The 26,685-nt window shown below is 71.5% G+C and carries 22 protein-coding genes; 14 read left to right on the top strand and 8 right to left on the bottom strand.

Annotated elements, in window-relative coordinates:
• The first annotated feature begins 41 nt into the window (after nucleotides 1-41).
• Complete coding sequence (locus AB0B35_RS32015; RefSeq protein ID WP_361052511.1) at nucleotides 42-1,106, top strand: hypothetical protein; 1,065 nt, start codon at nucleotides 42-44, stop codon at nucleotides 1,104-1,106.
• Nucleotides 1,107-1,154: 48 nt separating this feature from the next.
• Nucleotides 1,155-1,940: a DUF6807 family protein gene (locus AB0B35_RS32010; RefSeq protein WP_361052508.1), complete on the top strand. Its 786-nt coding sequence runs from the start codon at nucleotides 1,155-1,157 to the stop codon at nucleotides 1,938-1,940.
• A 103-nt stretch (nucleotides 1,941-2,043) separates the two neighbouring features.
• Here AB0B35_RS32010 and AB0B35_RS32005 read toward each other — a convergent pair whose 3' ends face one another.
• The 4 genes from AB0B35_RS32005 to AB0B35_RS31990 all read right to left on the bottom strand — a co-directional run bounded on the left by AB0B35_RS32005 (nucleotide 2,044) and on the right by AB0B35_RS31990 (nucleotide 6,870).
• The gene (locus AB0B35_RS32005; RefSeq protein ID WP_360528321.1) at nucleotides 2,044-2,646 is read right to left on the bottom strand and encodes a TetR/AcrR family transcriptional regulator; all 603 of its coding nucleotides are present in this window, start codon (nucleotides 2,644-2,646) and stop codon (nucleotides 2,044-2,046) included.
• 168 nt (nucleotides 2,647-2,814) lie between these two features.
• The gene (locus AB0B35_RS32000) at nucleotides 2,815-4,125 is read right to left on the bottom strand and encodes an MFS transporter (protein WP_361052505.1); all 1,311 of its coding nucleotides are present in this window, start codon (nucleotides 4,123-4,125) and stop codon (nucleotides 2,815-2,817) included.
• A 58-nt stretch (nucleotides 4,126-4,183) separates the two neighbouring features.
• Nucleotides 4,184-6,157, bottom strand: coding sequence for a CocE/NonD family hydrolase (locus AB0B35_RS31995; RefSeq protein WP_361052501.1), 1,974 nt, complete (start codon nucleotides 6,155-6,157; stop codon nucleotides 4,184-4,186).
• A 110-nt stretch (nucleotides 6,158-6,267) separates the two neighbouring features.
• Nucleotides 6,268-6,870: a TetR/AcrR family transcriptional regulator gene (locus AB0B35_RS31990; RefSeq protein ID WP_361052498.1), complete on the bottom strand. Its 603-nt coding sequence runs from the start codon at nucleotides 6,868-6,870 to the stop codon at nucleotides 6,268-6,270.
• 98 nt (nucleotides 6,871-6,968) lie between these two features.
• Between AB0B35_RS31990 and AB0B35_RS31985 the strand changes: the two genes are divergently transcribed.
• The 3 genes from AB0B35_RS31985 to AB0B35_RS31975 all read left to right on the top strand — a co-directional run bounded on the left by AB0B35_RS31985 (nucleotide 6,969) and on the right by AB0B35_RS31975 (nucleotide 10,146).
• Complete coding sequence (locus AB0B35_RS31985) at nucleotides 6,969-7,988, top strand: hypothetical protein (protein ID WP_361052495.1); 1,020 nt, start codon at nucleotides 6,969-6,971, stop codon at nucleotides 7,986-7,988.
• Between the two features lie 172 nt (nucleotides 7,989-8,160).
• A complete protein-coding gene (locus AB0B35_RS31980; RefSeq protein WP_360528336.1) occupies nucleotides 8,161-9,072 on the top strand; it encodes a PAC2 family protein in 912 nt (303 codons plus the stop codon).
• Nucleotides 9,073-9,120: 48 nt separating this feature from the next.
• A complete protein-coding gene (locus AB0B35_RS31975; protein ID WP_361052492.1) occupies nucleotides 9,121-10,146 on the top strand; it encodes a hypothetical protein in 1,026 nt (341 codons plus the stop codon).
• A 128-nt stretch (nucleotides 10,147-10,274) separates the two neighbouring features.
• Here the strand turns inward: AB0B35_RS31975 and AB0B35_RS31970 are convergent, their stop codons facing one another.
• On the bottom strand, nucleotides 10,275-11,549 hold the full coding sequence (locus AB0B35_RS31970; protein ID WP_361052489.1) for a hypothetical protein: 1,275 nt from the start codon (nucleotides 11,547-11,549) through the stop codon (nucleotides 10,275-10,277).
• A 234-nt stretch (nucleotides 11,550-11,783) separates the two neighbouring features.
• Here AB0B35_RS31970 and AB0B35_RS31965 point away from each other — a divergent pair, with 234 nt between their 5' ends.
• The 5 genes from AB0B35_RS31965 (at nucleotide 11,784) to AB0B35_RS31945 (ending at nucleotide 18,960) form a co-directional block, all read left to right on the top strand.
• On the top strand, nucleotides 11,784-13,334 hold the full coding sequence (locus AB0B35_RS31965; protein WP_361052486.1) for an AMP-binding protein: 1,551 nt from the start codon (nucleotides 11,784-11,786) through the stop codon (nucleotides 13,332-13,334).
• A gap of 288 nt (nucleotides 13,335-13,622) precedes the next feature.
• Nucleotides 13,623-14,612 (top strand): AEC family transporter, encoded by a 990-nt coding sequence (locus tag AB0B35_RS31960; protein ID WP_361052483.1) that lies wholly within the window; start codon nucleotides 13,623-13,625, stop codon nucleotides 14,610-14,612.
• Between the two features lie 254 nt (nucleotides 14,613-14,866).
• The gene (locus AB0B35_RS31955; RefSeq protein ID WP_361052480.1) at nucleotides 14,867-16,333 is read left to right on the top strand and encodes a glycoside hydrolase family 6 protein; all 1,467 of its coding nucleotides are present in this window, start codon (nucleotides 14,867-14,869) and stop codon (nucleotides 16,331-16,333) included.
• A gap of 155 nt (nucleotides 16,334-16,488) precedes the next feature.
• Nucleotides 16,489-16,956, top strand: a complete 468-nt coding sequence (locus AB0B35_RS31950) for a peroxiredoxin (protein WP_360528350.1) — start codon at nucleotides 16,489-16,491, stop codon at nucleotides 16,954-16,956.
• Between the two features lie 237 nt (nucleotides 16,957-17,193).
• Nucleotides 17,194-18,960: an ABC transporter ATP-binding protein gene (locus tag AB0B35_RS31945; RefSeq protein ID WP_361052477.1), complete on the top strand. Its 1,767-nt coding sequence runs from the start codon at nucleotides 17,194-17,196 to the stop codon at nucleotides 18,958-18,960.
• Between the two features lie 48 nt (nucleotides 18,961-19,008).
• Here AB0B35_RS31945 and AB0B35_RS31940 read toward each other — a convergent pair whose 3' ends face one another.
• From AB0B35_RS31940 to AB0B35_RS31930, 3 genes are read right to left on the bottom strand one after another with little or no spacing between them, the layout of a single operon-like run.
• Nucleotides 19,009-19,437 carry a hypothetical protein gene (locus AB0B35_RS31940; RefSeq protein ID WP_361052475.1) on the bottom strand — a complete coding sequence of 143 codons (429 nt, stop codon included), beginning with the start codon at nucleotides 19,435-19,437 and terminating at the stop codon, nucleotides 19,009-19,011.
• Nucleotides 19,438-19,451: 14 nt separating this feature from the next.
• On the bottom strand, nucleotides 19,452-20,801 hold the full coding sequence (locus AB0B35_RS31935; protein WP_361052472.1) for an NAD(P)/FAD-dependent oxidoreductase: 1,350 nt from the start codon (nucleotides 20,799-20,801) through the stop codon (nucleotides 19,452-19,454).
• A gap of 23 nt (nucleotides 20,802-20,824) precedes the next feature.
• Nucleotides 20,825-21,835 carry a LacI family DNA-binding transcriptional regulator gene (locus AB0B35_RS31930; RefSeq protein ID WP_361052470.1) on the bottom strand — a complete coding sequence of 337 codons (1,011 nt, stop codon included), beginning with the start codon at nucleotides 21,833-21,835 and terminating at the stop codon, nucleotides 20,825-20,827.
• A gap of 355 nt (nucleotides 21,836-22,190) precedes the next feature.
• Here AB0B35_RS31930 and AB0B35_RS31925 point away from each other — a divergent pair, with 355 nt between their 5' ends.
• The 4 genes from AB0B35_RS31925 (at nucleotide 22,191) to AB0B35_RS31910 (ending at nucleotide 26,653) form a co-directional block, all read left to right on the top strand.
• Entirely contained in the window at nucleotides 22,191-23,459 is a 1,269-nt protein-coding gene (locus tag AB0B35_RS31925) for an extracellular solute-binding protein (protein ID WP_361052467.1), read from the top strand.
• Nucleotides 23,460-23,544: 85 nt separating this feature from the next.
• Nucleotides 23,545-24,456, top strand: a complete 912-nt coding sequence (locus AB0B35_RS31920; protein ID WP_239167136.1) for a sugar ABC transporter permease — start codon at nucleotides 23,545-23,547, stop codon at nucleotides 24,454-24,456.
• Nucleotides 24,453-25,265: a carbohydrate ABC transporter permease gene (locus AB0B35_RS31915; protein ID WP_361052463.1), complete on the top strand. Its 813-nt coding sequence runs from the start codon at nucleotides 24,453-24,455 to the stop codon at nucleotides 25,263-25,265. The genes AB0B35_RS31920 and AB0B35_RS31915 overlap by 4 nt, the downstream gene beginning before the upstream one ends.
• On the top strand, nucleotides 25,262-26,653 hold the full coding sequence (locus AB0B35_RS31910) for a GH1 family beta-glucosidase (RefSeq protein ID WP_361052460.1): 1,392 nt from the start codon (nucleotides 25,262-25,264) through the stop codon (nucleotides 26,651-26,653). The genes AB0B35_RS31915 and AB0B35_RS31910 overlap by 4 nt, the downstream gene beginning before the upstream one ends.
• Nucleotides 26,654-26,685: the final 32 nt, after the last annotated feature.

Below are 26,685 nucleotides of genomic sequence, written 5' to 3'. Positions count from 1 at the left end.
CGATCCCCGTCGCGGGCCGCCTGCGCTGGCATCATGCCGGGATGGCGAAGCTGGACCTGCCCGTGGTGTGGAGCGACGACGTGCTGCGGCACGTGCCGGACGCGGAGATCTGGATCGGGGTGCGCACGCCCGGCACGGAACTGCCCGAACGGGCCACCGTGCTGCGTTCGGCGCTGGTGCGGGCCGGCGCACGGCTGGTCGAGGCGCGGCCGCTGGGCGATGAGCCGCTCGCGCAGGCCCATACTCCGGAACTGCTGGCGCACCTGGAAGGCGTCTACGGCCAGTGGGTTGAGGGCGGCTACCTGGAGTATCAGGACCGGGTGGTGCCGTACGTGTTCCCGACCCCGGCGATGCTGGAGGGGCTGCCGGTGCGCAGGCCTACGGCCACGCACGCGCGGGCGGGGCAGTTCTGCTACGACACGATGACCCTGGTCGGTCCGGGCACCTGGCCCGCGGCACGGGCCGCCGCGCACGCCGCCGCGACCGCGGCCGACCTGGTCGCCGCGGGGGAGCGGGCCGCGTACGCCATCTGCCGTCCGCCCGGCCACCATGCCACCCGCAGCGGGTTCGGCGGCTCGTGCTACCTCAACAACGCCGCCGTCGCGGTGCTCGCGCTGCGGCGCGCGGGCGTGGCCCGGGTCGCCGTGGTCGATGTGGACGCCCACCACGGCAACGGCACCCAGTCGATCTTCTACGACCGTTCCGACGTGCTCTACACCTCGGTGCACGTGGACCCGGGCGAGGGCTGGTTCCCGCACTACGCGGGCTTCGCCGACGAGACCGGCACCGGCGCGGGCGAAGGCGCGAATCTGAACGTGCCGCTGGCCCCGGGCACCGGCGACGAGGGCTGGCTGGCCGGGGTGCGCGAGCTGGTCGAGTTCATCGGCGACCGGGCCGACGCGGTGGTGCTCTCGCTGGGCGTCGACGCGGCCAAGGACGACCCGGAGAGCCCGCTGCAGGTCACCGAGGACGGCTACGGCCGCACCGGCGAGCTGATCCGTGAGCTGGGCCTGCCCGTGGTCGCCGTGCACGAGGGCGGCTACCACCTCCCGACGCTCGGCCCGCTGACGGTGGCCACCCTGGCGGGCGTCACCGGAACCCGCTAACCTCACTGCGGTAAGCGCTTTCCGTGATGGGAGAGGTGGCGGGTCCGCGTGGAGTTCACGGTGGCGGGACGGGTGGTCGCGGAATACCGCTCGGGGCTGGGGATCGAGGCGACGCTCGGGCCGCGGCCCCACCTGCATCCGATCAGGACGCTCGCCGGGACCGTGGTCACCGATACGCTGCCGGCCGACCACCGGTGGCACCTGGGCCTGTCGCTGGCCATGCAGGACGTCAACCGCAACAACCTCTGGGGTGGGCGTACGTATGTGCGCGACCAGGGGTACACCTGGCTCGACGACCACGGGTCGATCACCGGCGAGGGCTTCGACGAGGTGCGGCCGGACGGGTTCACCCAGCGGCTGGCCTGGCGCGGCGCGGACGGCAAGGCGCTGCTGTCGGAACGGCGCACCATGACGGCGACCTACCTCGACGAGCGGTCCTGGGCGCTGGAACTGGGCTGGGAGTTGGCCGCGGAGCAGGCCGTGACACTGGGCAGCCCGGCGACGAACGGGCGGCCGGGCGGGGCCGGCTACGGCGGGTGTTTCTGGCGGGTGGCGCCGGGGGCGAACCTGGGCCTGACCGCGGGGGAGCTGTCCGGCGAGGAGCAGGTCAACGGGAGTGCGGAGCCTGAGCTGGTCTGGCGGGGCGAGTCGGGCGGGGCGGCGTACACCCTGCGGTTCTCGGGCCTGGGCGACGGCGACCGCTGGTTCGTGCGGACCACCGAGGGTTCGACCGGGTATCCGGGCGTCTGCGCGGCCTGGGCCTACGAGCGGACCCGCGTCATCGAGGCAGGCGATACCCGCACCGGCGCCCTCCGCGTGGTGATCAGCGACTGAGCCCGGGACGCGGCAGTTTCGGGGAAACTGTGGCAATGGGGCGCTGATTCGTGCAGTTTCCCGGAAAGTGCGCGACGGCTCGGCCGTGCGACGGCGGGGGCCGTCAGGCGAGGGCGGCGGGGTCGAGGCCGACCTCGCGGGCGGCGGTCATGCGCATCCATTCGAAGGCCTGCTTGCGGGAGATTGCCTTCTCGTGCACGGTGAGCTGGACGGCGAGGCCGTCGATGATGGCGTTGATGCGCCAGGCCGCGCCGGCCGGGTCGTCGCAGGTGAACGAGCCGTCGGCGACCCCGTTGGCGATGACCTCGGTGAGGCCCTCCTTCCAGCGCAGGTCCATGCGGCGCGACACCTTCTCCAGCTCAGGGGTGCGCAGCGCCTCCGACCAGCCGTCGATCCACATCATCCAGGACTTGGACCGCCCGGTCGGGGCGAGCAGTTTCACCAGCTTCTTGAGCTTCTCGACGGACGACGCGTTGGAGTCGATCACCGCGTGCAGCCGGGCCATGTCCTGCTCGGCGGCGTACGCGAACGCCTGCGCCAGCAGCGCGTCCTTGCTGGTGAAGTGGTAGAAGACCAGCGCCTGGCTGACCCCGGCCGCCTTGGCGACGTCGGCGGTGCGGGTGTTGGCGAAGCCGCGTTCGACGATCACGTCCACTGCGGTGCGCAGCAGCGCGTCCAGGCGCACTTCGGCAGTTCGTCGAGCCACCGCTGAACCCTAACGCACGCCCGTCCATGCCCCACCATCCACCAACTCGCCGACCAGGCCCTCGCCCGGCGGGCAAGATCGTCCGAGTTGCCTGGCAGATGGGCGAATGCGCGGTCAAGATACGCACAGGTGCCAGGCAACTCGGACGATCAACCGGCCTGTGGCGGGTCAGTGGGCGGCGGCGGGGGCAGGGAGGGCCGCGGGGTCGGGGTTGGCGGCGGCGTCGGCGGCGATGCGGCGGCTGGCGGTGATGGCCAGCAGGGCTCCGGTGGCGACCATGGCGGTGGCGATCAGGATGACGACACTCAGGCTGGTGCCCTGGTTGATGATCAGGCCGGAGATCGACGAGCCCGCCGCGAAGCCGACGTAGATGCCGGTGCCGACCCAGGTGAAGGCCTCGGTGCTGCGCCCGGCGGGGGCGATCCGGGTGACCAGCGCGCACTCGACCGCCGTGGTCGGGGAGATGACCATGCCGCCCAGGAACAGGATCAGCGCCAGGCTGGGCAGGCCGTAGGCCAGCAGCATCGCGCCGAAACCGAGCGTGTTCAGGCACAGCAGCAGCGCGAACAGCTTCGCCTGGCCGAGTTTCGGGTTCATGCCGGAGAACCAGACGCCGCCGACGATGGAGCCCGCGCTCCAGGCGGCCACCACCGCACCCGCGGCCTGGGGCGCGCCCAGGTCGGCGGCGTACTTGGGGATCGCCACCTCCATCACGCCGTACGCGGCCGCCTCCAGCGCGCCGACGACCAGCACGACGACCAGGCTCAGCCGCATCAGGCGGTTGGCGCGCAGCGCGCGGGCGCGAGCGGCGGAGCTGAGGTCCGAGGTGGTGGCCGCGGCGGCGAGCGCGGCGGTGCGCACCTCGCGGTAGCGGGCGGTCAGCCCGGGTGCGGCGGCCAGGCCCAGCGAGCCGACGGTGGCCAGCAACGCAGTGACGATCACCGCGACGTACGGGTTGGTGGCCGCCGTGACCAGGGCGATCAGCATCGGCCCGAGCACGTAGGTGAGTTCGACGGTGATGGCGTCGAAGGCGTACGCCGTCTGCACGTGCGCCGGGGCCAGGCCGGGCAGCACGACGCGGGTGACCGCGCCGACGGGCGGGTTGGCGGCTCCGGCCAGCGCGGCCAGGCCGATGATCAGGGCCACCGGCTGGTGCGTCCACAGCGCGGCGACCATGCCGGTGAGCAGCAGCGCGTAGAGCACACCGGTGACCCGCAGCACCGCGACGGCGTGCCCTCGGTCGCACAGCCGGCCCAACCACGGCGAGGTGAACGCCGTGATGGCCGAGTGCGCGCCGGTGGCGATGCCGGCCACGGCGTACGAGCCGGTGCCGTGCTGGACGGCGAGGATGAACACGAGGGTCGCCATGCCGTAGGGCAGGCGGCCGATCAGGGACGGCAGCGCCACCCGGGCGACACCCGGGCTGGCCATCAGGGCACGGTAACGGCGGGCAGCGGTGACGACCGCGAGGCCGGACATGGAAAGGGCTCCCAAGCAGGAAGTGAGGAAAGGGTCGACGTCGGCGCGGCGGGCGGCGTCAACCGAAGCGGCGGGCCGCCTGGTGGTTCCAGCAGCGCTTGCTCACGACGGCGTCGCCGTCGTACGCCCGCAGCGTGATCGCGACCGTCAGGTGGTCGGCGTCGGCGGTCAGTTCGACCGTGCATTCGGTGCTCACGCTGGTATCGCCCCAGGTGAGCGTGAACCGGGCGGTGGACGTCGACGTCTGCCGCCAGGTGCGCCGGTCGACGGTGACCGAGGCGCTGTACCGGTCGGTGCAGGTGCCGCCGGTGACGTCCCAGGTCGAGCCGTGCTCCACGGTGGCCGTGGTGACACGGTCGATCACGTCGTCGCTGATCCGCCACGCCACCGCGTCGCCCTCGACCGCACGCTGCCCCTGGTCGTAGCGGGGCGCCGGGTCGTGGTCCTGCGGGGCGGGCAGGTGGATCGTGCTGCGGTCGCCGTCCACGGCCAGGGTCACCGGACGCGGCGGCGCGACGGTGTTCGGCCAGTCCACGCCGCTGACCGACAGCCGCAGCCGGCGTCCGGGCAGCACCGTGTAGGCGCAGGTCTCCAGCTCGACCTCGGCGTCGGTGAACTCGCCCGGCGTGAGCGGGACCGGCTCGGTGTGGCCGTCGCGGTGGGCCAGGTTGAGGAATCCGCGCGTGATCAGCGTCGAGGTGCCGTCGTCGGCGACGTCGCACAGCTTCACGGCCACGCTCGCCAGTGGCTGGTCGGCCGCGACGCGCAGGCTGACCCAGCCGGGCCCGATGAGCGTCAGCGGCTCCGTCTCGGTGGGGAAATCCCAGGTCAGCGAGGCGGCGTCGTCGAAGCGCTGGTCGGTGGGCTGGCCCCAGGGCAGCCGCCCGGCGCAGCTGTTCCACGCCGCGGTGCCGGTGTCGGCGCGCACCGCGAGCACCCGGGTGCCACCGCCGATCGCCCAGGACCGCGGGCAGCGCCAGGTCGTGTTCGGCCAGTCCGGCATGCTCCGCCAGGACCCGGCGACCTGCGCCGCGTCCGGCTCCGGAGTGCCGCCGGATTCGCGCAGGAAGAAGGTGTACGGCGGTTCCGCGTCCACCCCGTTGTCGGCGCCCCGCAGCCAGCGGTCGAACCAGCGCGCCAGCTCGGCGACCAGGTCGAGGTGCGGTCCGGGCAGCGCGGACTCGGCGGACATGTGGCTCCACGGCCCGGCCAGCAGCCGCGCCGGGGTGCCCGCGTCGCGCAGCTGCGCGACGGTGCGGAAGCTGTTGTTGCGGTAGCCGTCGGCCCAGCCCGCGACGATCATCGTGGGCACGGCGATCCGGGCGTAGTCGTTGCCGTAGCTCTCGTCGGTGTCCAAAGACGGGTCGCGCAGCGAGCCGTGCCGCCAGTAGGGGCCGTCGACGGGATCGTCGAGCCAGCGCAGCAGCCAGGGCTCGGTGCGGTCGAGCCGGTCGTGCCAGCGTTCGCGCCAGTCCGGCCCCGCGATCGACGGCACCGGCGGCAGCGCGTTCATCGCGATCATGTACGTCGGGTAGTCGACGACGTCGAGCAGCCGCAGTGATCCGCCCATGTAGTGCACGTCGTCGGTGTAGCGGTCGTCGGTCGCGTAGATCGGCACGATCGCCCTCAGCGCCGGCGGGCGGCGCATGGCAACCTGGATCGCGTTGAACCCGGAGTAGGACGTGCCGTACATGCCCACATTGCCGTCGCACCAGGGCCGGCCGGCCAGCCACGCGATGACGGCGACCAGGTCGTCCTGTTCGCGCAACGGGTACTCGTCGACGGCGATGCCCTCGCTGGAGCCGGTGCCGCGCAGGTCGACCCGGCACACGGCGTACGAGAACTCGTCGCGCAGGCGCTCGTACTCCTCGGCGTACGAGGAGGTGATGTCGTCCTTGCGGTAGGGCAGCGCCTCCAGCAGGCAGGGCTGCGGGGCGTCGGTGGCGGGGAGGTACAGGGACGCGGCAAGCCGGACACCGTCGTCCATGGTGATCCAGACCTGCTCGCTGCGCCCTGCGGCCCGCGTGGCCATGCCGACACCCCTCCCGGTTCCCCGCAAGGTTACTTGCTGACTGAGTCATCAGTCAACAAAGCACGCATGAACCGCAGCGGTCACCCAGGTCACAGCCGTATGAGCGGGTCTCAGTTCTTGTCAGGAGAGTGCAGCAGTGCCGTGATGCCGGCGAGGAAAGTTTCCGGATCGGGCCGGCCGAGCAGCACCCGCTGCAGCGCGTACCCGGGCACCATGCTGAACAGCACCGCGCCGACCGCCTCGGGGTCGGCGTCGGCGGGCAGTCGGCCGGCGGCCTGCTGGTCGCGGGCGATCTCGTCGAAGTGGCCGCGGACCCGCCCGTAGATCGTGCGGACGAACTCGGCCAGCTCCGGGTTGCGCAGCGACTCGGCCCAGACCTGCAGCGCCATCGGGAACACGCCCTCCGGGCTGAACTGCGGGTCGACGGTCTGCAGCAGCCGGCGCATCACGTCCTCGATCGGCGGTGGCGGGTCGATCGCGCGCACCTCGTCGAGCAGGTAGCTGACCCGTCCGATCACCTGTTCGGCGATGGCGGTGACGAGCTCCTCCTTGCTCTTGAAATAGCGGTAGAACGCGCCGACCGACAGCCCGGCCTCGGAGATCACGTCCTGCATCGAGGTGGCGTGGAAGCCGTTGCGCGCGAAGCAGGCCCGGGCGGCGTCGAGGATCTGCTGGCGGCGGGCGGCGAGGTGGGCTTCGGAGACGCGTGGCATGGCTCTCATCGTAAAACGAACGATCGTTCTTGACAGGCGGCAGGGGCCGGGCGCATCGTTTCCCTAAGAGAACGAACATTCGTTTTAAGGAGATCCCCATGCGCCGCACCCCGCCCCCCGCGGTCCTGGCGGTGGCCGTAGCCGTTGGCGTGATGGCCCTGCAGGCCCTGCTCCTGCCCTTGTTCGCCGCGCCCGCCGCGAACGTGGAGCCGCGTGACCTACCCGTCGTCGTGACCGGTCCCGCCCCGGCCGTCGCGGCGTTCACTTCCAAGATCGAGTCGATGAGCCCGGGAGCGTTCGAGGTCACCACGGTCGCCGACGCCGCCGCGGCGGACGCGGCGGTGCTGGACCGCGAGGCGTACGCCGCCTTCGTGCTCAGCCCCGACGGCGTCGCCCTGCGCACCGCCTCGGCCGCCGCACCCGCCGTGGCCGGCCTGTTCAGCGCCGCCGCCGCGCAGCTCGGCGCGAGCACCGGCACCCCGGTGACCGTCACCGACCTCGCCCCGCTGGGCCCCGACGACCCGCGCGGCGGCGGCTTCGCGGCGGGCTTCTTCCCCCTGGTGATCACGTCCATGGCGGCCGCGATCGCGCTCTACTTCGTCGTTGCCGGTTTCGCCGCGCGGCTCGTCGGGCTGCTCGCCTTCGCCGCCCTGTCCGGCGCGGCCGGCGCGACTGTGCTGCAGACCTGGCTCGGTGTCGTCGGCGGCGACTGGTGGCCGGTCGCGGGCGTCATCGCGCTGATCACCCTCGCCATCAGCGCTACGATCCACGGCCTGGCCGGCGTCGCCGGGCCGCGCGGCATCGGCCTCGGCGCGGTGCTGATCCTGCTGGTCGGCAACGCGCTGGGCGCGGTCGGCGCGGCCCCAGAACTGCTGCCGCAGCCCTGGGGCGAGGTCGGCCAGTGGCTGCCCATCGGGGCCGGGGCGACCCTGTTGCGCTCGGCCGCCTGGTTCGGCGGCGCGGGCGGCGGCGCGGCTGCCTGGGTGCTGGCCTCGTGGGCGCTGACCGGACTGGCCCTGGTCGGCCTCGGCCGGCTCGGGCGCAAGGAACAGGCGCTGCCGGAGGAGGCGGAGGCGCACGAGGCGGCCCGTCATCTCGGCGCTACGGTGGCAGCCTGAGCTGACGTACGCCGGGCGCGCCCGCCTGCGCGCCCGGCGTATCCCCCTGCGGAACGGGGTTCCGTTAGACGGCGGCACGGGAATCCGGAACGATGGTGTTCCGGAACAGGAATGCGCTCCCCGTGCGCGTTGTTGGCTCCGGTGGAACGACCATCTGCAGGAGGCGAACGACGTGCTCGACCCACAGAAGCTCTACCAGCTGACCGACGAACTGCCCGAGCTGGGCCGTCCGGTCCTGCTGCACGCGCTCTCCGGGTTCGTCGACGCCGGTTCGGCCGGCAAGCTCGCCCGCGAGCACCTGCTCGACTCGCTCGAGTCGACCGTGGTGGCCGAGTTCGACCTCGACCAGCTCTACGACTACCGCTCCCGCCGGCCGCTGATGCACTTCTCGGCCGACCACTGGGAGGCGTACGACGAGCCCAAGCTGGAGCTGCACGCCCTGCGCGACCACGACGACACCCCGTTCCTGCTGCTCACCGGTCCCGAGCCGGACTTCCAGTGGGAGCGGTTCGTGGCCGCCACGACCGGGCTGATCGAGCAGCTCCAGGTGCGGCTGACCATCGGCGTGCACGCGATCCCGATGTCCGTGCCGCACACCCGCCCCGCCGGCATCACCGCGCACGGCACCCGGCCCGAACTGGTGGTCGGGCACGAGCCGTGGATCGCCGACGTGCAGGTCCCGGCGAGCATGACCAACCTGCTGGAGTACCGACTGGGCGAGGCCGGGCACGACGCCATGGGCTTCGCCGCGCACGTGCCGCACTACCTCGCCGACAGCGAGTACCCGCAGGCCGCCGAGCTGCTGCTGACCTCGGTGTCGCGGGCCACCGGCCTGCTGCTGCCGACCGAGGATCTGCGCGAGGCCGGCGACCGGGTGCGCGCCGAGATCGAGCGCCAGCTGACCGACAACCACCAGGCCGCGGCCGTGGTGAAGGCGCTGGAGGAGCAGTACGACGCGTTCATGCGCGGCCGGGGCAGCAACCTGCTGACCGAGCCCGCGCCGCTGCCGACGGCCGACGAGCTGGGCGCGGAGCTGGAGCGGTTCCTCGCCGAGCACAGCAAGGGCGACAAGAGCGAGGGCTGAACCGGCACGGGCCCGCGTGGTTTGCGCGGGCCCGGCATTCTGTGCGGCATGGACGACGGGGGTTCTCACGACGCGCTGCGCCGCGCGCTGGCGTGGTCGGCGCATCCGATCAGCGTGGCCGGCCTGGCCCTGCTGCTGGCCAACGATCATCTGTTCAAGGCCTGGCAGCCGGGACCGGTCACCGGCAAACTGAGCGACGTCGCGGGCATGCTGATGTTCCCGCCGCTGCTGGCGGTGCTCGTGGCGGTCGTGGCGCCGCGCGTTCCGGCACGGGCGCTCGCGGTGGGGGCGCTGGCCGCGACCGGCGCGGGCTTCGCTTTCGTGAAGGCGACGGCGTACGGCGCACAGCTCGCCTCGCAGGCGTGGTCGATGGTCAACGAGCCGTCCCTGGTCCGAGCCGACGTCACCGACCTGCTGGCGCTGCCCGCGCTGACACTGTGCTGGTGGGCCTGGCAGCGCACCGCCCGGCGACCGGCCCCGGGCCGACGCACGGCCCGCCTGGTGCGCGGGGCGCTCCTGCTGCCGGTCGCGCTGCTGGCCACCACCGCCACCACCGCGAGTCCGGAGCACGGGCCGGAAGCGATCCTGCTGCACGAGGACGGCGGGCGGCTCGTGCTCGGCGTGAACGGAAGGTTCGACGTCGAGTGGGCCGTCAGCGCGGACGACGGGCTCACCTGGACCGCCCTCGACGGCGAACCGGACGGCGCGACCGCGCTGCAGGCGTCGAAACAGGACTGCGCCGGGAGGGTCTGCTACCGGGTCGTCACGGGCGAGCTGCGGGTCGAGTCCAGCGCGGACGGCGGAGCGACCTGGCAGACCGCCTGGGAGATCAGCGGCAGTCAGCTCGCGAAGTTGTCCGAAGCCTACGAGCGACGCGGGCTCTTCGGCCCGACGGGTGAGCCGACTGGTGACCTGATGTCGTTCGCGCTGGTGGTGCGTGAGGTGGGAAACGAGCATGTGGTGCTGGTGGCCAACGGTCGCGACGGGATCCTGCGCCGCGGCACCGACGGTCGGTGGACCCGGCTCGGCTCGTGGCATGGCGGCGTGCTGGAGTCACCGCCCCCGTTGGCATAGGCGCATCGGCGGCTTGCCCAGGCGACGCTCGACAGACACGGTGCCGGGGCGGCCGCGGCTGCACGCGCTCGAAGAAACACCGGGCGGCACGCCGTGCGTGCCGCCCGTTCCGTTCAGGCTTCTGTCGCTCAGGTGGCCAGGGCGAACTGGAAGCCGGTCGACACGTCCTTCGGCTTGTCCAGGCCGGTCACCACGGTGGCCGGGACGAGCACCGGGTCGAACCCGGTGAAGCCGATGCCGACCTGCCCGGATGCGTTGTCGCCCCAGGCCTTGATGACGCCGTTGCTGATGGCGACGGTGAAACCGCCGTCGAGGCCGGCTCCGGACCCGTTGGTGGAGATGTCGACGACGCCGGTGAGGCCGACCGCCTCGGCGGGGCGCAGCTGCGGGGTCGCCGTGGTGCCGAGGCCGAGTTGGCCGTCGCCGTTCGCGCCCCAGCCCTTCACCCGGCCGTTGGCCAGGATCGCCAGGCTGGAGAAGCCGCCCGCGTTGACGGTCCTGGCCCCGGTGAGGTCGACGACCGGCGTCGGGATCGGCACCGGGGCGGTGCTGGCGGTGCCGGTGCCGACCTGGGCGCGCGAGTTCTCGCCCCAGCCGCGCACGGTCCCGTTGCCGAGCACCGCGAGGGCGTGGCTGTCACCGGCGTCGACCTGCTTGACCCGTACGCCCGCGAGGCCTCCCACCGCCACCGGCGTGGTCTGCGGGTCGGGGCCGGCCTCGCCGATGCCCAGCTGACCGGAGCGGTTGTCGCCCCAGGCGCGCAGCGTGCCATCGGCCAGCAGCGCCAGGCTGAACTGCGAACCGGCCGCGATGCCGACGACCTTCAGCCCGGTCAGCCCGGTGACGGCGACCGGGGTGGTGCGGTCGTCGGTGGTGCCGTCGCCGAGCTGGCCGCGGGCGTTGTCGCCCCAGGCGAGCACGGTGCCGTTGCCCAGCAGGGCGAGGCTGTGCGCCCCGCCCGCGGCGAGCGCCTTCACCCCGCGCACGTTCGGCACGGAGCCGGGGATCGGGCGGTCGATGGTGGTGCCGTCGCCGAGCTGGCCGTCGTCGTTGTCGCCCCACGCCTTGACCGTGCCGTTGTGCAGCAGCGCCAGGCTGAACCGGCCGCCGCCCTCGACGTCGAGGACCTCGTCCGGCACGGCGGCGCTGACCGCGCTCGGCCGGGTGATCAGCGTGCCGTCGCCGAGCTGGCCGGAGTCGTTGAAGCCCCAGGACTCGACGCCCGCGACCGGCGCCTGCGGTTTCGGTTTCGGTTTCGGTTTCGGTGTGCCGTGGCTGCCGCCGCCGTGGCTGCCGCCGCCTTTCACATCCTCCGCCCAGGCGGCGTGGGGCGCCCCCAGGGCCATCATGGTGGTGACGGCGACGGCCCCCAGGGCGCGCAGTCCTGTTGTGACAGGTCGCATGTACGTTTCCCCCGCATGGTTGCGACATGAGTCGGCCGCGCCCGAGCGCGCGATGAAAGCGCAGCTCACGGCCTCGTGCTAGTTGTATCGCAGGCCGGTCCGGCGATCATCGCGACGCGCGACGGCGGCCCGGTCCGGATCGTCGCCGACCGTTGCCGGGGTATTGCCGAACGGTGAACCTGCACGCATGATGACGGAACTTCGACGTGCACCGCGTACGAGAGTGAGGCGACGATGCCCTTTTCCAGCCCCATGGCCGACGTCGAGATCCCCGAGGTCTCCGTCCCGCAGCTCGTGATCGGACCCGCGGCGGCACGCGGCGACCATCCCGCGCTCGTCGACGGCCGCACCGGGCAGACGCTGACGTACGCGCAGCTCGCGCACATGGTGGACCGGCTCGCCGCCGGGCTGGCCGGGGCCGGGCTGCGGCCGGGTGACGTGCTGGCCCTGTTCAGCCCGAACACGCTGCTCTACCCGGTGGTGTTCCACGCCGCGCTGGCCGCCGGCGCGACGGTCACCACCGTCAACGCGCTGGCCACCCCGAAGGACCTGACCACCCAGCTCAGCGACTCCGGCGCGAAGCTGCTGGTCACCGTGTCGCCGTTCCTCGACCGGGCGACGGCCGCCGCGGCACAGGTGCAGGAGATCCTCGTCTGCGACACGGCCGAGGGATACCGCTCGGTGCAGGAGTTGACGGCCACGACCGAGCCCCCGCCCGTGGTGGACATCGACCCGGCCTCGGCGCTGGCCGTGCTGCCGTACTCCAGCGGCACCACCGGCGTCGCCAAGGGCGTCATGCTCACCCACCGCAACCTGGTCGCCAACATCGCGCAGACCCAGCAGGTAGTCAAATACGACCCCGCCGACAAGGTGCTGGCGGTGCTGCCCTTCTTCCACATCTACGGGCTGACCGTGCTGATGAACATGGCCCTGTCGAAGGGCGCGACGCTGATCGTGCTGCCACGCTTCGACCTGGTCGAGTTCCTGACCGCGATGCAGGACCAGAAGGTCAGCCGCGCGTTCGTCGCACCGCCGATCGTGCTGGCGCTGGCCAAGCACCCGCTCGTCGACCAGTACGACCTGTCGGCGCTGCAGGTCGTGTTCTCCGGCGCGGCCCCGCTCGACGGCGAACTCGCGCAGGCCTGCGCGAACCGGCTCGGCTGCGTGGTGCAGCAGGGCTACGGGATGACCGAGCTGTCGCCGGTGTCGCACGCGCAGGTCCACGGCGACACCCGGGTCAAGCCCGGCACCGTCGGCCCGCTGATCCCGAACACGCTGGCCCGGGTGGTGGACGTGGCCACCGGTGACGACCTGGGCTCCGGCGAGCCCGGCGAGCTGTGGATCAAGGGGCCGCAGGTGATGCAGGGCTACCTGGGCCGCCGGGAGGACACCGATGCCACCGTCGACGCCGACGGCTGGCTGCACACGGGCGACGTGGGCCTGGTCGACGCCGACGGGGACTGGTTCATCGTCGACCGGGTCAAGGAGCTGATCAAGTACAAGGGTTACCAGGTGCCGCCGGCCGAGCTGGAGGCGGTGCTGCTGGGCCATCCGTTGATCGCCGACGCGGCCGTGGTCGCCGGGCACGACGCCGAGGGCGAGGAGATCCCGCACGCCTTCGTCGCGGCCGCTCCCGGCGCCGAGCTCAGCGCCCAGGACGTCAAGGACTACGTCGCCGAGCGGGTCGCGCCGTACAAGCGGGTCCGTGCCGTCACCTTCGTCGACGCCATCCCCAAGAGCGCCTCCGGCAAGATCCTCCGCAAGGACCTCCGCGCCCAGCTGTAACGGGACGGGACGGGACGGGACGAAGGAAGGGCACCTTCTTAACGCTCCGCGTTATAGAAGGTGCCCTTCTTAACGCGGAGAGCGGGGTGAGCAGGGCCGGCGGATCCTCAACGGTCCGGTGGGCGTGTCCGGCACCGCCATGATCGTTCGACTTGCCCGGCACCTGTGCGTATCTTGAGCGCCCATACGACCACATGCCGGGCAAGTCCGGCGATCATGGGGCGGCGCCGGTGTGGCTGGCGGCACCCGGCCGTGTGGGCTTGGCGGGCGGGGGACTAGCGTGACCAGGTGTTCGCCGCGTTCGCTCCGATCTGGATGATCACCGCCCTGGGCTGGGGCACGATGCGCTTCGGGGTGCTGACCCGGGCCACCCAGCAGGCGCTGGCGAACTTCACCTTCGTCATCGCGATCCCGTGCGTGCTGTTCACGTCGTTGGTCAAGGTGCCGCTCGGCGACCTGCCGCTGCGTCCGCTGGCCGCCATCGCGCTGAGCACGCTGCTGATCGGGCTGTCGGTGTACCTCGTCGCGCGCCGGCTCATGCCCGGCCCCGACGGGGACCGGGTCATCGCGGCGATGGCGTCGGCGTACGTCAACGCCGGCAACCTCGGCGTGCCGGTCGCGGTGTACGTCCTCGACGACGTCTCGCTGATCATGGCGGTGCTGGTCTTCCAGACCATGCTGGTGACCCCGCTGATCGTCGGGCGGCTCGACGCCTCCGCGCACCGGGCCGAGCGGGACCGCCTGGCGGCCGGTCCGGAGCACGGCGCCGGGGCGGAGGAGCGGGCGGGGAGCGCCGCGGCGTCGCGCTGGCGGCGGCTGGCGATGCTGCCGCTGCGTACCCCCGTGATCCTGGGGTCGATGGCGGGCGTGACCGCGAGCGCGGCCGGGTGGCTGCCGCCGGAATGGCTGCTGCGGCCGCTGGAGCTGCTGGGCGGCGCGGCGGTGCCGGCGGCGCTGTTCGCGCTGGGCATGTCGCTGCACCAGACGGACGCGTCGGCGTGGCGGCTGCCCGGGCGCGAGGTCACCGCGGCGGTGCTGCTGAAGGTGGTCGCGCAGCCGGTGGCGGCGTACCTGATCGGGCGTTGGCTGCTCGGCCTCGACGGCGCGGCGCTGCTGGCGGTGACGCTGGTCGCGGGCCTGCCGACGGCCCAGAACACCTTCGTGTACGCATCGGAGTTCCGTGCCTCGACCGCGCTGAGCAGGGACGCGATCCTGTTCTCCAGCTTGCTGTCGATGGGCACCCTCACGCTGATCCTCTGGCTACTCGGCCCAGCCTGACGCGGACCGCTTCATGGCTGCTCAGAGCAGGTGGAGTGTTAACAAGGTGCCCTTCCTCCACATATAGCGATGTGAAGGTGCCCTTCCTTTCCTCGCGAGGGGAGGGAATGATGGGGGTGGAGCTGAGGCGCCGCCGTGCGAAGGGCAGAACCATTCGGTTCGTACGGGTGGCGTAGGCCGTGACGTCTGTCGTAGCCGTGTCCGGGCAGGAATCTGCACGTCGACCGCATCACAGACGTCTCTAGGAGAGTGCGTTGACCCCCGATCTCACGTCATCGCCGCACCACCACCGCCGCAGGGCCGACCGCCGCCTGGTCGCGCTCGGCGCGGCCGCCGCCATGACCGCCGCCACCGCCCTGGCGGGGGTGCTGCTGGCGAGCACCGAAGCCGCCGCAGGCACGTTGAGCGGCAGTTTCTACCGCGACCCCACGTCCGGCGTGAACCAGTGGCTCGCGGCCAACCCGAACGACTCGCGCGCGTCGCTGATCAGCCAGCGCATCGGCAGCCAGCCGCAGGCCCGCTGGTTCGCCAACTACAACCTGAGCACGATCCAGTCGCAGGTCACGTCGTACGTGAACGCCGCGAACAGCGTGAACCAGATCCCGGTGCTGGTGCCGTACATGCTGCCCAACCGCGACTGCGGCGGGGCGAGCGCGGGCGGCGCGCCCACCATCAGCGCGTACCGCACCTGGATCGACAGCTTCGCCGCGGGTCTCGGCACGCGCACCGCCGTGATCATCCTGGAGCCGGACTCGCTGGCCCTGCAGACCTGCCTGTCGTCGAGCGACAAGGCCGACCGCAACTCCGCGCTCAGCTACGCCGTGACGAAGTTCAAGCAGGTCAACTCCAACGCCAAGGTGTACCTCGACGCGGGCCACTCGGCCTGGAACAGCGCGTCGGACACCGCGTCGCGGCTGCAGGCGGCCGGTGTGTCCAACGCGGCCGGTTTCTACTCGAACGCGTCCAACTTCCGCTGGACCGCCGATGAGGTCAACTTCGGCCGCAACGTGCTCAACGCGCTCGGCAACGGCAACCTGCACCAGGTCATCGACACCGCCCGCAACGGCAAGGGCCCGCTGGGCAGCGAGTGGTGCGACCCGTCCGGCCGGGGCACCGGCCAGGCGCCGACCACCGCCACCAACGAGTCGACCGTCGACGCGTTCATCTGGATCAAGCCGCCGGGCGAGGCCGACGGCTGCGCCGCGAGCGCGGGGCAGTTCGTGCCGGACCTGGCGTACTCGCTGGCCCAGAACGGCATCGTGACCAGCCCGCCGCCGAGCCCGTCCACGGTGCCGTCGCCGTCGGTGTCCCCGTCGCGCTCGGCGTCGCCGTCCCCGTCGGCTCCGCCGTCGCCCTCGGCCTCGCCGTCCACCCCGCCCTCGCCGTCCCCGTCGGCCAGCCAGGGCACCGGGGCCTGTTCGGTGAGCTACAAGGTGGACAGCCAGTGGAACAACGGCTTCGTCGCCTCCGTGGTCATCACCAACCGGGGTCCGGCGATCACGTCGTGGACGCTGACCTGGACGTACGGCGGCAACCAGGCGGTCACCAACGCCTGGAACGCCACGGTCACGGCCAGCGGGGCGAACGTCACGGCACGCAACGTGGCGCACAACGGCAGCATCGCCACGAACGGGACGGCGAGCTTCGGCTTCCAGGCCACGTACAGCGGGACCAACACCAACCCGACCGCCTTCAAACTGAACAACGTCACCTGCAGCTGAGAACGGCTGAGCAGGACCGGAGGGCCGATACGCTGCGTATCGGCCCTCCGGCCGCCGGTGCGGGAACAGCCGCCCCGGGGCCGGTGTTCGACCTGGGCGGACACGAATACGATTCGGGTCCGACGGTGGATGTTCCGGTGACAGTGGAGGCAGGCATGGCGAAGGCACGTGGTCCGCAGGTGGGCGAGGTGGCTCCCGACTTCGAGCTGCCCTCGCAGGGCGGTGAGACGGTGCGGCTCAGCGACTTCCGGGGCAAGCAGACCGTCGTCCTGTACTTCTACCCCAAGGACAACACGTCCGGCTGCACCGCGGAGGCCTGCTCCTTCCGGGACAGCTACGAGGTCTTCACCGAGGCCGGCGCGCAGGTCATCGGCGTCAGCTCCGACTCCGTCGAGTCGCACGACGGCTTCGCCCAGCGCTACAAGCTGCCGTTCCTGCTGCTGGCCGACGCGGGCGGCGAGGTCCGCAAGGCGTACGACGTCCCGGCCACCTTCGGCCTGCTGCCCGGCCGGGTCACCTACGTCATCGACCGCGAGGGCGTGGTCCGCAACGTCTTCTCCTCCCAGGCCAACATCGGCAAGCACGTCACCAGCGCACTGGAAGTCGTCCAGTCCCTCGCCTGACGGGCAAAGGAAGGGCACCTTCTTAACGCTCCGCGTTGCAGAAGGTGCCCTTCTTAACGGCCGGTGGTGCCTGAGCAGGGCGGGAGCGCCGCCGCCGCGAAGGCGTGACGCAGGCCGCCCTGGCCGCACCGGTCGCCGTCGCCTAGGCTCGTGCCCGGACTTCGAAGGCGAAGGGCTGCTCGCCGCACCCGAGGACCTCCGAAGCGCGCGGGCCGCCCGGCGAGGCAGGTAACGAACATGGCGCTGGCCCAGCACCCCCTTGACCACCGCTACCACGGCGAACACCCGGTGCGCACCGTCGCCTACCTGCTGCGCGAGGACCGCTGGCGGCTGCTGCTCGGCGTGCTGGCGTTCGCCGTCAAGCACAGCCCGACCTGGCTGCTGCCCCTGGTCACCGCCAACGTGATCGACGTCGTGGTGCGCCACGAACCCGTCGAGCGGCTGTGGTGGAACGCCGGCCTGATGCTCGCCTGCCTGAGCCTCAACTACCCGTTCCACGTGCTGTTCGTACGCAACCACAGCGGCTCCGTCCGCCGCATGGGCACCCGGCTGCGCTCGGCCCTGTGCCGCCGCATGCAGGAGCTGTCCATCGGCTACCACTCCCGCTCCAGCGCCGCCGTGCTGCAGTCGAAGGTGATCCGCGACGTCGAGGCGATCGAGCAGATGGTGCAGCAGGCCGGCGACGTGGGTGTGGGCGCGCTGATGATGCTGCTCGGCGGCACCGTCGTGATCGCGCTGCGGGCCCCGCTGTTCCTGCCGGTCTTCCTGGTGCTGGTGCCGTGCGCGGCGTTCCTGGTGATGAAATTGCGCAATCGGATGCGCACGGACAACGAGTCGTTCCGCCGCGAGGTGGAGCGGTTGTCGTCACGCGTCGCCGAGATGACCACGCTGATCCCGATCACCCGCGCGCACGGCCTGGAGCGCGACGCGCTGCGCCGGGTCGACGGCTCGCTGGACCGCGTACTGCGCGCGGGTCTGCGCCTGGACCTGCTCAACGGCCGCTTCGGTGCGCTGGCCTGGACCCAGATGCAGGTGCTGAGCGTGGCCTGCCTGGCCGGCTCGGCGCTGGTCGCGTACTACGGCTGGGCCCCGATCAGCGAGGGCGACGTGGTGATGCTCAGCGCGTACTTCTCCACGCTGACCGGCTCGGTGATGACGCTGATGAGCCTCGGCCCGATCTTCGTCAAGGGGCTGGAGTCGGTGCGCTCGGCGGGCGAGCTGCTGCAGGCCCCCGACCTGGAGGTCAACGCGGGCAAGCTGCGGGTCGACGAGGTGCGCGGCGCGGTGCGCTTCGAGGGCGTGGGTTTCGCGTACGACGGGGCGGCGGGCAGCGCTGTTCGCGACTTCGACCTCGACGTCGCGGCGGGCGAGCGCATCGCGCTGGTCGGCCCGTCGGGCGCGGGCAAGTCCACCATCCTGAACCTGGTCATCGGCTTCCTCCGGCCGACCTCCGGCCGCCTCCTGCTCGACGGCCGCGACATGGAGACCCTGGACCTGCGCACCTACCGGCGCTTCGTCTCGGTGGTGCCGCAGGAGCCGATCCTGTTCGAGGGCAGCATCTTCGACAACGTCACGTACGGCATGGCCGACGTGCCCCTGGAGCGGGTGCGCCAGGCGCTGGCCGACGCGAACGCGCTGGACTTCGTCGACCAGCTCACCGACGGGCTGGACACGGTGGTGGGGGAGCGCGGCGCGCGCCTGTCCGGCGGCCAGCGCCAGCGCCTGGCCATCGCGCGCGCCCTGATCCGCGACCCGCGCGTGCTTATCCTCGACGAGGCCACCTCGGCCCTGGACACCCACTCCGAGGCGCTCATCCAGCAAGCCATGGAGCGCCTGGTCGCGGGCCGTACCGTCTTCGTCGTCGCGCACCGCCTGTCCACCATTCGTAACGCCGACCGCATCATCGTCATGCGCGACGGCCGCATCGAGGAGATCGGCCCGCACGACGACCTGCTCTCCCGCCGCGGCTCGTACGCCCGCCTTCAGTCCACCCAGCTCGCCTGAGGAAACCCGCAGCTCAGTGCATAACGAAGGTTAGGAAGGGCACCTTCTTTAACGCGGAGCGTCAAGAAGGTGCCCTTCCTTTGGAGCGAGGAGGAAGAGGGAGATCGGCAGGGCGAGGCCTGCGATCAGGGTGAACAGGCTTGCCCAGAGGTCGGGGCCGGTCAGGGTGCCGTGGTGGAAGGTGTGGAAGCCCAGGTGGAGGGTGTTGAAGGTGATGGAGCCGGCGAGGGCGAGGCGGGCGGTGGCGCGGCGGTAGCGGATCGCGGGCACGGCCAGCAGGACGGCCAGGGTCAGGAAGGTCGCGCCCAGGTCGGCCGTGAGGTGCTCGTTGTAGGGCGGGTACGCGGCGGTCCAGTGGTGGCCGAGGCCGGGGAACGTGGTGAAGAAGTGGCGTGGGGCCGCATAGGCCCATAGCCCCCACCACAGGTGCACCACCGCCATGCCGGCCAGTCCGAGCCGGACGATCAGCTTCCGCATGCCCGCAGTGTGCCCTACACCTCCAGTTGCTGCACGGCCGCCTCGATGGCGCGGTGGAAGGTCGGGTACGCGTAGATCATGTGCTGCAGGACGTGCACCGGGACCTGGGCGTGCACGGCGACGGCCAGCGCGCTGAGCACCTCGCCGCCGGTGGGCCCGGCCGAGGTCGCGCCGACGAGCACGTCCCGGTCGCGGTCGGCGACGAGCTTGATGAACCCGTCGTTGCCGACCTTGTGGATCCAGCCGCGGGTGGACTCGGGCAGTTTCGTGTACGCGGTCTGCACGTGGATGCCCTGGTGCCGGGCCGCTTCCTCGGTCAGCCCGACCGAGCCGATCTCGGGGTCGGTGAAGGTGACCCGGGGGTGCGCCCGGTAGTCGGCGGGCGGCCCCTCCTGGCCGAGGATGTCGCGGATCGCGATGGCCGCCTGGTACATCGCCATGTGCGTGAACGCGCCGTGGCCGGTGCAGTCGCCGACGGCCCACAGCCCGTCGGCGGCCCGCATGTGCCCGTCCACGGTGATCTCCTTGGCGGCCGGGTCCAGGCCGACCGTGTCCAGGCCGAGCCTGTGCAGGTCGGCGGTGCGCCCGGTGGCGACGAGCAGCTTCTCCGAGGCGAACTCCCGGCCGTCGGCCAGGTGCACGGTGTTGCCGTCGACCCGTACCGCCCGGCAGCCGGTGTGCACGGCGACGCCGTCGCGCTGGAGCACCTCGGTGATCAGCTCCGACGACTCGGGCTCCTCGTACGCCATCAGCCGGTCCATCGCCTCGATGACGGTGACCCGGACCCCGAAGCGCTGGAACATCTGCGCCAGTTCGAGGCCGATCGCCCCGCCGCCGAGCACGGTCAGCGACGTCGGCAGCTCCTCCACCTCGATGGCTTCCTTGTTGGTCCAGAACGGGGTCTCGGCCAGCCCGGGGACCGGCGGGATCGCGGCCTTGGTGCCGGTGCCGACGACGACGCCCTTGCGCGCGGTGTAGACCTGCCCGTCGACCTCGACCCGCTTCGGCCCGGCCAGCCTGCCGGTGCCGCGCAGGAAGCGGCCGCCGCGCCCGGTGAACCGGTCGACGGCGACCTTGTCGTCCCAGAAGTCGGTGGCCTCCTCCCGGATGCGCTTGGCCACCGGGGCCCAGTCGGGGAAGACCTCCGAGGAGCCCGCCATGCCGCTGATCCGGCGGCCCTCGGCCAGCAGGCCGGAGGCCCGGATCATCATCTTGCTGGGGACGCAGCCCCAGTACGGGCATTCGCCGCCGACGAGCCGGTTCTCGATGCCGAGCACGCTCAGCCCGGCCATGGCCAGCTTGCCGCCGACCTCCTCGCCGCCGACGCCCATGCCGAGGACGATGACGTCCACTTCTTCAGCCATGAGTCCTGTATATCCGAATCCGGTCAGGCTGATGCGCGTACCACGAGTTCGGTCGGCAGGACCACGGCCGGCGGGACCTCCTCGCCCGCGATGACCCGCAGCAGCTGGCGGGCCAGCTCCCGGCCCAGCTCCAGGATCGGCTGCCGGACGGTGGTCAGCGGCGGGTCGGTGTAGCGGGAGATGTCGAAGTCGTCGAAGCCGACCACGGCGACGTCCTCGGGGATGCGCCGGCCCAGCTCGCGCAGCGTGGTGATGGCCCCGTGCGCCATCAGGTCCGAGGCCACGAAGACCGCGTCGAGCTGCGGGTCGTCCTCCAGCAGCTGGCGCATCGCGGTCGCGCCGGACTCGCGGGTGAAGTCGCCGACGGCCACGATCGAGCGCCGGTCGGAGCCGCGCAACTCGGCGCGGTAGCCGGCGAGCCGGTCGATGCCGGCGACCATGTCCTGCGGCCCGGCGATGGTGGCGATGCGGGACCGCCCCGAGTCGAGCAGGTGGCGCACGGCTGCCCGTACGCCGCCGATGTGGTCCACGTCGACGTACGGGACCGGCGAGCGGCCCAGGGGGCGGCCGCTGACGACGACCGGCATGCCGAGCCGGTGCAGCTGTCCGGGCAGTGGGTCCACGCCGTGGGTCGAGGCGAACAGCACCCCGTCCACGTGCCGCGCCGTGGTGTAGCGCTCGACCCGCTCGTATCCGCCGACGGTGTTGGTCATCATCAGCACGAGCTGCTTGTCGGCCGCGTCGAGCTCCTGGCTGACGCCGTGGATGATGCTCGGGAAGAACGGGTCGTCGGAGAAGACGCGGCTGGCGCTCTCCGGCAGGACCAGCGCGATCGAGTCGGTGCGCTGGGTGACCAGGCTCCTGGCGGCCGCGTTGGGGATGTAACCGAGCTCCTCGACGGCTCGGCGCACCGCGCTGCGGATCGGCTCGGCGACCTTGGGCGAGCCGTTGACCACCCGCGAGACGGTCGCCCGGGACACCCCGGCCAGACGCGCCACAGCCTCCAGCGTCGGCCGCTCGTGTGCCTGGCTCATGCCTGCTCCTCGCTGCGCTCGTCGCATGCATGCGTGCCGAGCCTTCTGATTCGCCCGCCTAGCTCGCTCATGCCTGCTCCTCGCTGCGCTCTGCCGGACGGCAGTGCCGCCGACCTGTACCGGATCACATCCCGGCGACCGTGACCTTACCCCTTCCGCGTTACGGCACGAAGCCGCATGTGAGAGCGCTTTCAGAGAGAGAGCGGTTGCACAGCTCGGTAACGAGAAGGTAATCAACCCTTGACAGGGCCTAGGTCCGACTCCATTCTCTGCTGTGAGAGCGCTCTCTCAACCCGGCCGCGAATTGCCCTGATGAGCGGCCGGGTTCCTACTGACACCCCCAAGGAGGGTCGTCATGCGTGCCTCCCTGCGCCGCCTGCTGGTCCCGATCATGGTGACCGGACTGCTGGCGACCGCCGCGTGCGGTTCCGACGAGCAGCCCGGCGGCAACGAGAAGATCACTTTGAACGTCGCACTCTTCGGCGACTTCGGCTTCAAGCCGCTGTACGAGGAGTACTCCAAGGCACACCCGAACATCACGATCAAGGAGCGGATCTCCGACTACGCCGCACACCACCAGAGCCTGATCTCGCATCTGGCCACCGGCAGCGGCGCGGCCGACATCGAGGCCGTCGAGATCGGCTACCTGTCCAGCTTCACCGCCACCCCGAACCGCTTCCACAACCTGCTCGACCTGGGCGCGGGTTCGCTGGAGAACCAGTGGCTGCCGTGGAAGTGGCAGCAGGGCCTGTCGACCGACAAGAAGACGCTGATCGGTCTCGGCACCGACGTGGGCGGCATGGCCATGTGCTACCGCACCGACCTGTTCAAGGCGGCGGGCCTGCCCACCGCCCGCGACGAGGTGTCCAAGCTGTGGCCGACCTGGGAGGAGTACGTCGCCACCGGCAAGAAGTACAAGGCCGCCGCGCCGAAGTCGTACTTCATGGAGGCGTCGGGCAACATGTTCCGGGCCATGGTCGAGCAGGCCCCGACCGGCGTGTACGACGACGCCGACAAGCTCATCGTGGACAGCAACGAGTCCGTGAAGAAGGCCTGGGACCTGACCGTCGACGCGATCGCCTCCGACCAGTCCGCGAAGCTCGCGGCCTGGACGCCGGAGTGGAGCGCGGCGTTCGGCAAGGGCACCTTCGCCACCATCGTGTGCCCGGCGTGGATGACGGCGTACATCGAGACCAACGCCAAGGACGCGGCCGGCAAGTGGGACATCGCCGCGGTCCCGGGCGGGGCCGGCAGCATGGGCGGCTCGCACCTGGCGCTGCCCAAGCAGGGCAAGAACGCGCAGGCGGCGTACGACCTGATCAAGTGGCTGACCGCGCCGGAGCAGCAGAAGAAGATCTTCAAGGCGACCGGCAACTTCCCGTCGACCCCGTCGCTGTACACCGACCCGGACCTGACCGGGTTCAGCAAGCCCTTCTTCAACAACGCGCCGCTCGGCAAGATCTTCACGGCCTCGGCGCAAGCGGTGCAGCCGCAGCACCAGGGCCCGAAGCAGGGCGACGTGTTCAACACGATCGGCGCCGGGCTGGGCCGCATCGAGCAGGGCAAGCAGTCCGCCGACGACGCCTGGAAGCAGGTCCTGTCCGACGTGGCCAAGCTGGGCTGACGCGTTTCCACCGATTTCCGGGGGCCGGGCGGCGCACACCGATGCCCGCCCGGTCACCGGGCCCTTCAGGGAAGGGGAGCGCTCCGTGCGCACCTGGCTCTACAAGGCGGACACGCAGCTGTCCCCGTACGTCTACATCTCGCCGTTCTTCATCCTCTTCGCGGTCTTCGGCCTGTTCCCGCTCGGCTACACCGCCTGGGTGTCGCTGCACGACTGGAGCCTGCTCTCCGACGAGCACTCGTTCGTGGGCCTGGGCAACTACTCGGAACTGCTGGCCGACCCGTACTTCTGGAACGCACTGCGCAACACCCTGTCCATCCTGGCCCTGTCCACCATCCCGCAGCTGATCCTCGCGCTGATCCTGGCGCACCTGGTGAACCGGCCGCTGCGGGCCAAGACGCTGTGGCGGCTGGGCATGCTGCTGCCGAACGTCACCAGCGTGGTCGCGGTCGTGGTCATCTTCAGCCAGCTGTTCGGCCGCGACTTCGGCCTGATCAACTGGCTGCTGGAGAGCTTCGGCCTCGGGCGTATCGACTGGCAGGCGGGCGTCGCGTCCTCCCACGTGGCCATCGCCGCGATGATCACGTGGCGGTGGACCGGGTACAACGCCCTGATCTTCCTGGCCGCGATGCAGGCCGTGCCCAAGGAGCTGTACGAGTCGGCCACGCTCGACGGGGCGACCGCCGGCCAGCAGCTCCGGAAGATCACCATCCCGTCGATCCGGCCCACCATCATCTTCGTGGTCATCGTGTCGACGATCTACGGCCTGCAGGTCTTCGCCGAGCCCCAGCTGTTCGCCGGGGGCGGGCCCAACGGCATCATCGGCGGCCCCGACCGGCAGTTCCAGACCCTGACCCTCTACATGTACGAGCACGGCTTCAACCGCGGCTTCGAGTTCGGCTACGCCTCGGCCACCGCCTGGGTGATGTTCGGCCTGATCGTGCTCGCCGCCGCCGTCAACTACCTGATCACGCGCCGGATCCGGAGCTCCCGATGACACGCAGACTCGTCTACCTGACGCTGACCGGGGTCCTGATGCTGACCGCGTTCCCGCTGTACTTCAGCGTCGTCGTGGCCAGCCAGGACAACTCGGCCCTGGCGCAGGTGCCACCGCCGGTGCTGCCGGGCGCGAACCTGATCGAGAACATCAAGCGGGTCTTCGAGACCGTGCCGTTCGACCAGGCACTGCTCAACTCCGTGATCGTGTCGGGCATCAACACCGCGTCGGTGGTGCTGTTCTCGACGCTGGCCGGGTTCGCCTTCGCCAAGCTGAAGTTCAAGGGGCGCACCGCGCTGCTGCTGACCGTGGTCGGCACCATGATGGTGCCGATGCAGCTGGGCATCATCCCGCTGTTCATGCTGGTCACCAAGCTGGAGTGGCACGACACGCTGCTCGCGGTGACGGTGCCCGCCCTGGTCAACGCGTTCGGCGTGTTCTTCATGACGCAGTACCTGTCCGAGGCGCTGCCGACCGAGCTGCTGGAGGCCGGGCGCATCGACGGCGCGGCCACGCACCGGCTGTTCTGGCACGTGGTGCTGCCCGTCGCCCGGCCCGCCGCGGCCGTGCTCGGCATGCTGACTTTCCTCAACGTCTGGAACGACTACCTCTGGCCGCTGGTCGTGCTGGCCTCGCCGGAGAACCAGACGGTGCAGGTCGCGCTGTCCCAGCTACGGGCCGGCTACGTGCAGGACTACTCGCTGGCGCTGACCGGCACGATGCTGGCCACGCTGCCGCTGCTGCTCGTGTTCGGCCTGCTCGGCAAGCAGCTGATCGGCGGCATCATGCAGGGCGCGGTGAAGGGATGAGCACAGTGCGGGTGCAGGCATCGGCGGAGGCGCTGCGGTTCCCGGAGGGCTTCCGGTGGGGGGCCGCGACGGCGGCGTACCAGATCGAGGGGGCCGCGGCCGAGGACGGGCGCGGACCGTCCATCTGGGACAGCTTCGCCCGCCGGGACGGCCGGGTCTTCGCCGGGCACACCGGGGACGTCGCGTGCGACCACTACCGGCGCTACCGCGAGGACGTCGCGCTGATGGCCGAGCTGGGCATCGGCACGTACCGGTTCTCGATCGCGTGGCCGCGGGTCAAGCCCGACGGGACCGGGCCGGTCAACGTGCGCGGGCTGGACTTCTACGACCGGCTGGTGGACGAGCTGCTGGCGCACGGGATCGAGCCGATGGTGACGCTCTACCACTGGGACCTGCCGCTCGCGCTGCAGTCCCACGGGCGGGGCGGCTGGGGGGACCGGGACACCGCGGCGTACTTCGCCGAGTACGCCGCGGTGACCGCGTCCCGGCTCGCGGACCGGGTCGGCACCTGGACGACGCTGAACGAGCCGTGGGTCTCGGCGTTCCTCGGCTACGCCAGCGGCGACCACGCGCCGGGGCACACCGACAACCGGCAGGCCTTCCGGGCCGCGCACCATCTGCTGCTCGGGCACGGGCTGGCCGCGCAGGCGCTGCGCGCGGCGGGCGTACGCGAGCTGTCGCTCACCCTGAACCTGGCCCGGGTCAGCCCCGACGACCCGGGCGACCCGCACGACGTGGCAGCGGCCTGGCGCGTCGACGGGGTGCTCAACCGGATCTTCCTGGACCCGGTGCTGCGCGGGCGGTACCCGCTGGACATGCTGGGCCTGTTCGAGCGGTTCGGCGCGGCGGAGGCGATCGCCGACGGGGACCTCGCCGTCATCGGCGCGCCGATCGACCTGCTGGGCATCAACTACTACCAGCCCGCCCTGGTGCGGGCCCAGGTCGGCGCGGCGGCGCACCCGATGTACCCGGGCAGCGAGGGGGTGGCGTTCCTGCCGCAGCCCGGCCCGGTCACCGACATGGGCTGGACGGTCGACCCGAGCGGCCTGTCCGACCTGCTGCTGCGCCTGTCCAAGGAGTATCCGGGCACGCCGCTGATGGTGACCGAGAACGGCGCGGCGTACGCCGACGCCCGGGCCGGGGACCGGGTGGCCGACCCGGAGCGGATCGCGTACCTGGACGGACACCTGCGGGCCGTGCACGCGGCCCTGTCCGGCGGGGCGGATGTGCGCGGATACCTGGCCTGGTCGCTGCTGGACAACTTCGAGTGGGCCTTCGGCTACGACAAGCGCTTCGGTCTCGTCTACGTCGACTACGAGACTCAGCGGCGCTTCCCGAAGGACTCGGCGCTCTGGTATCGCGACGTCACCCGGGCCAACGTGCTCTGACGCGCAGCGGCGATCCCGCGCGGGAACGGTGC

The sequence above is a fragment of the Catellatospora sp. NPDC049133 genome (genome assembly GCF_040648455.1).
In the GTDB taxonomy this organism is placed as follows: domain Bacteria; phylum Actinomycetota; class Actinomycetes; order Mycobacteriales; family Micromonosporaceae; genus Catellatospora; species Catellatospora aurea.
This window is presented reverse-complemented; position numbering and strand designations above follow the sequence as displayed.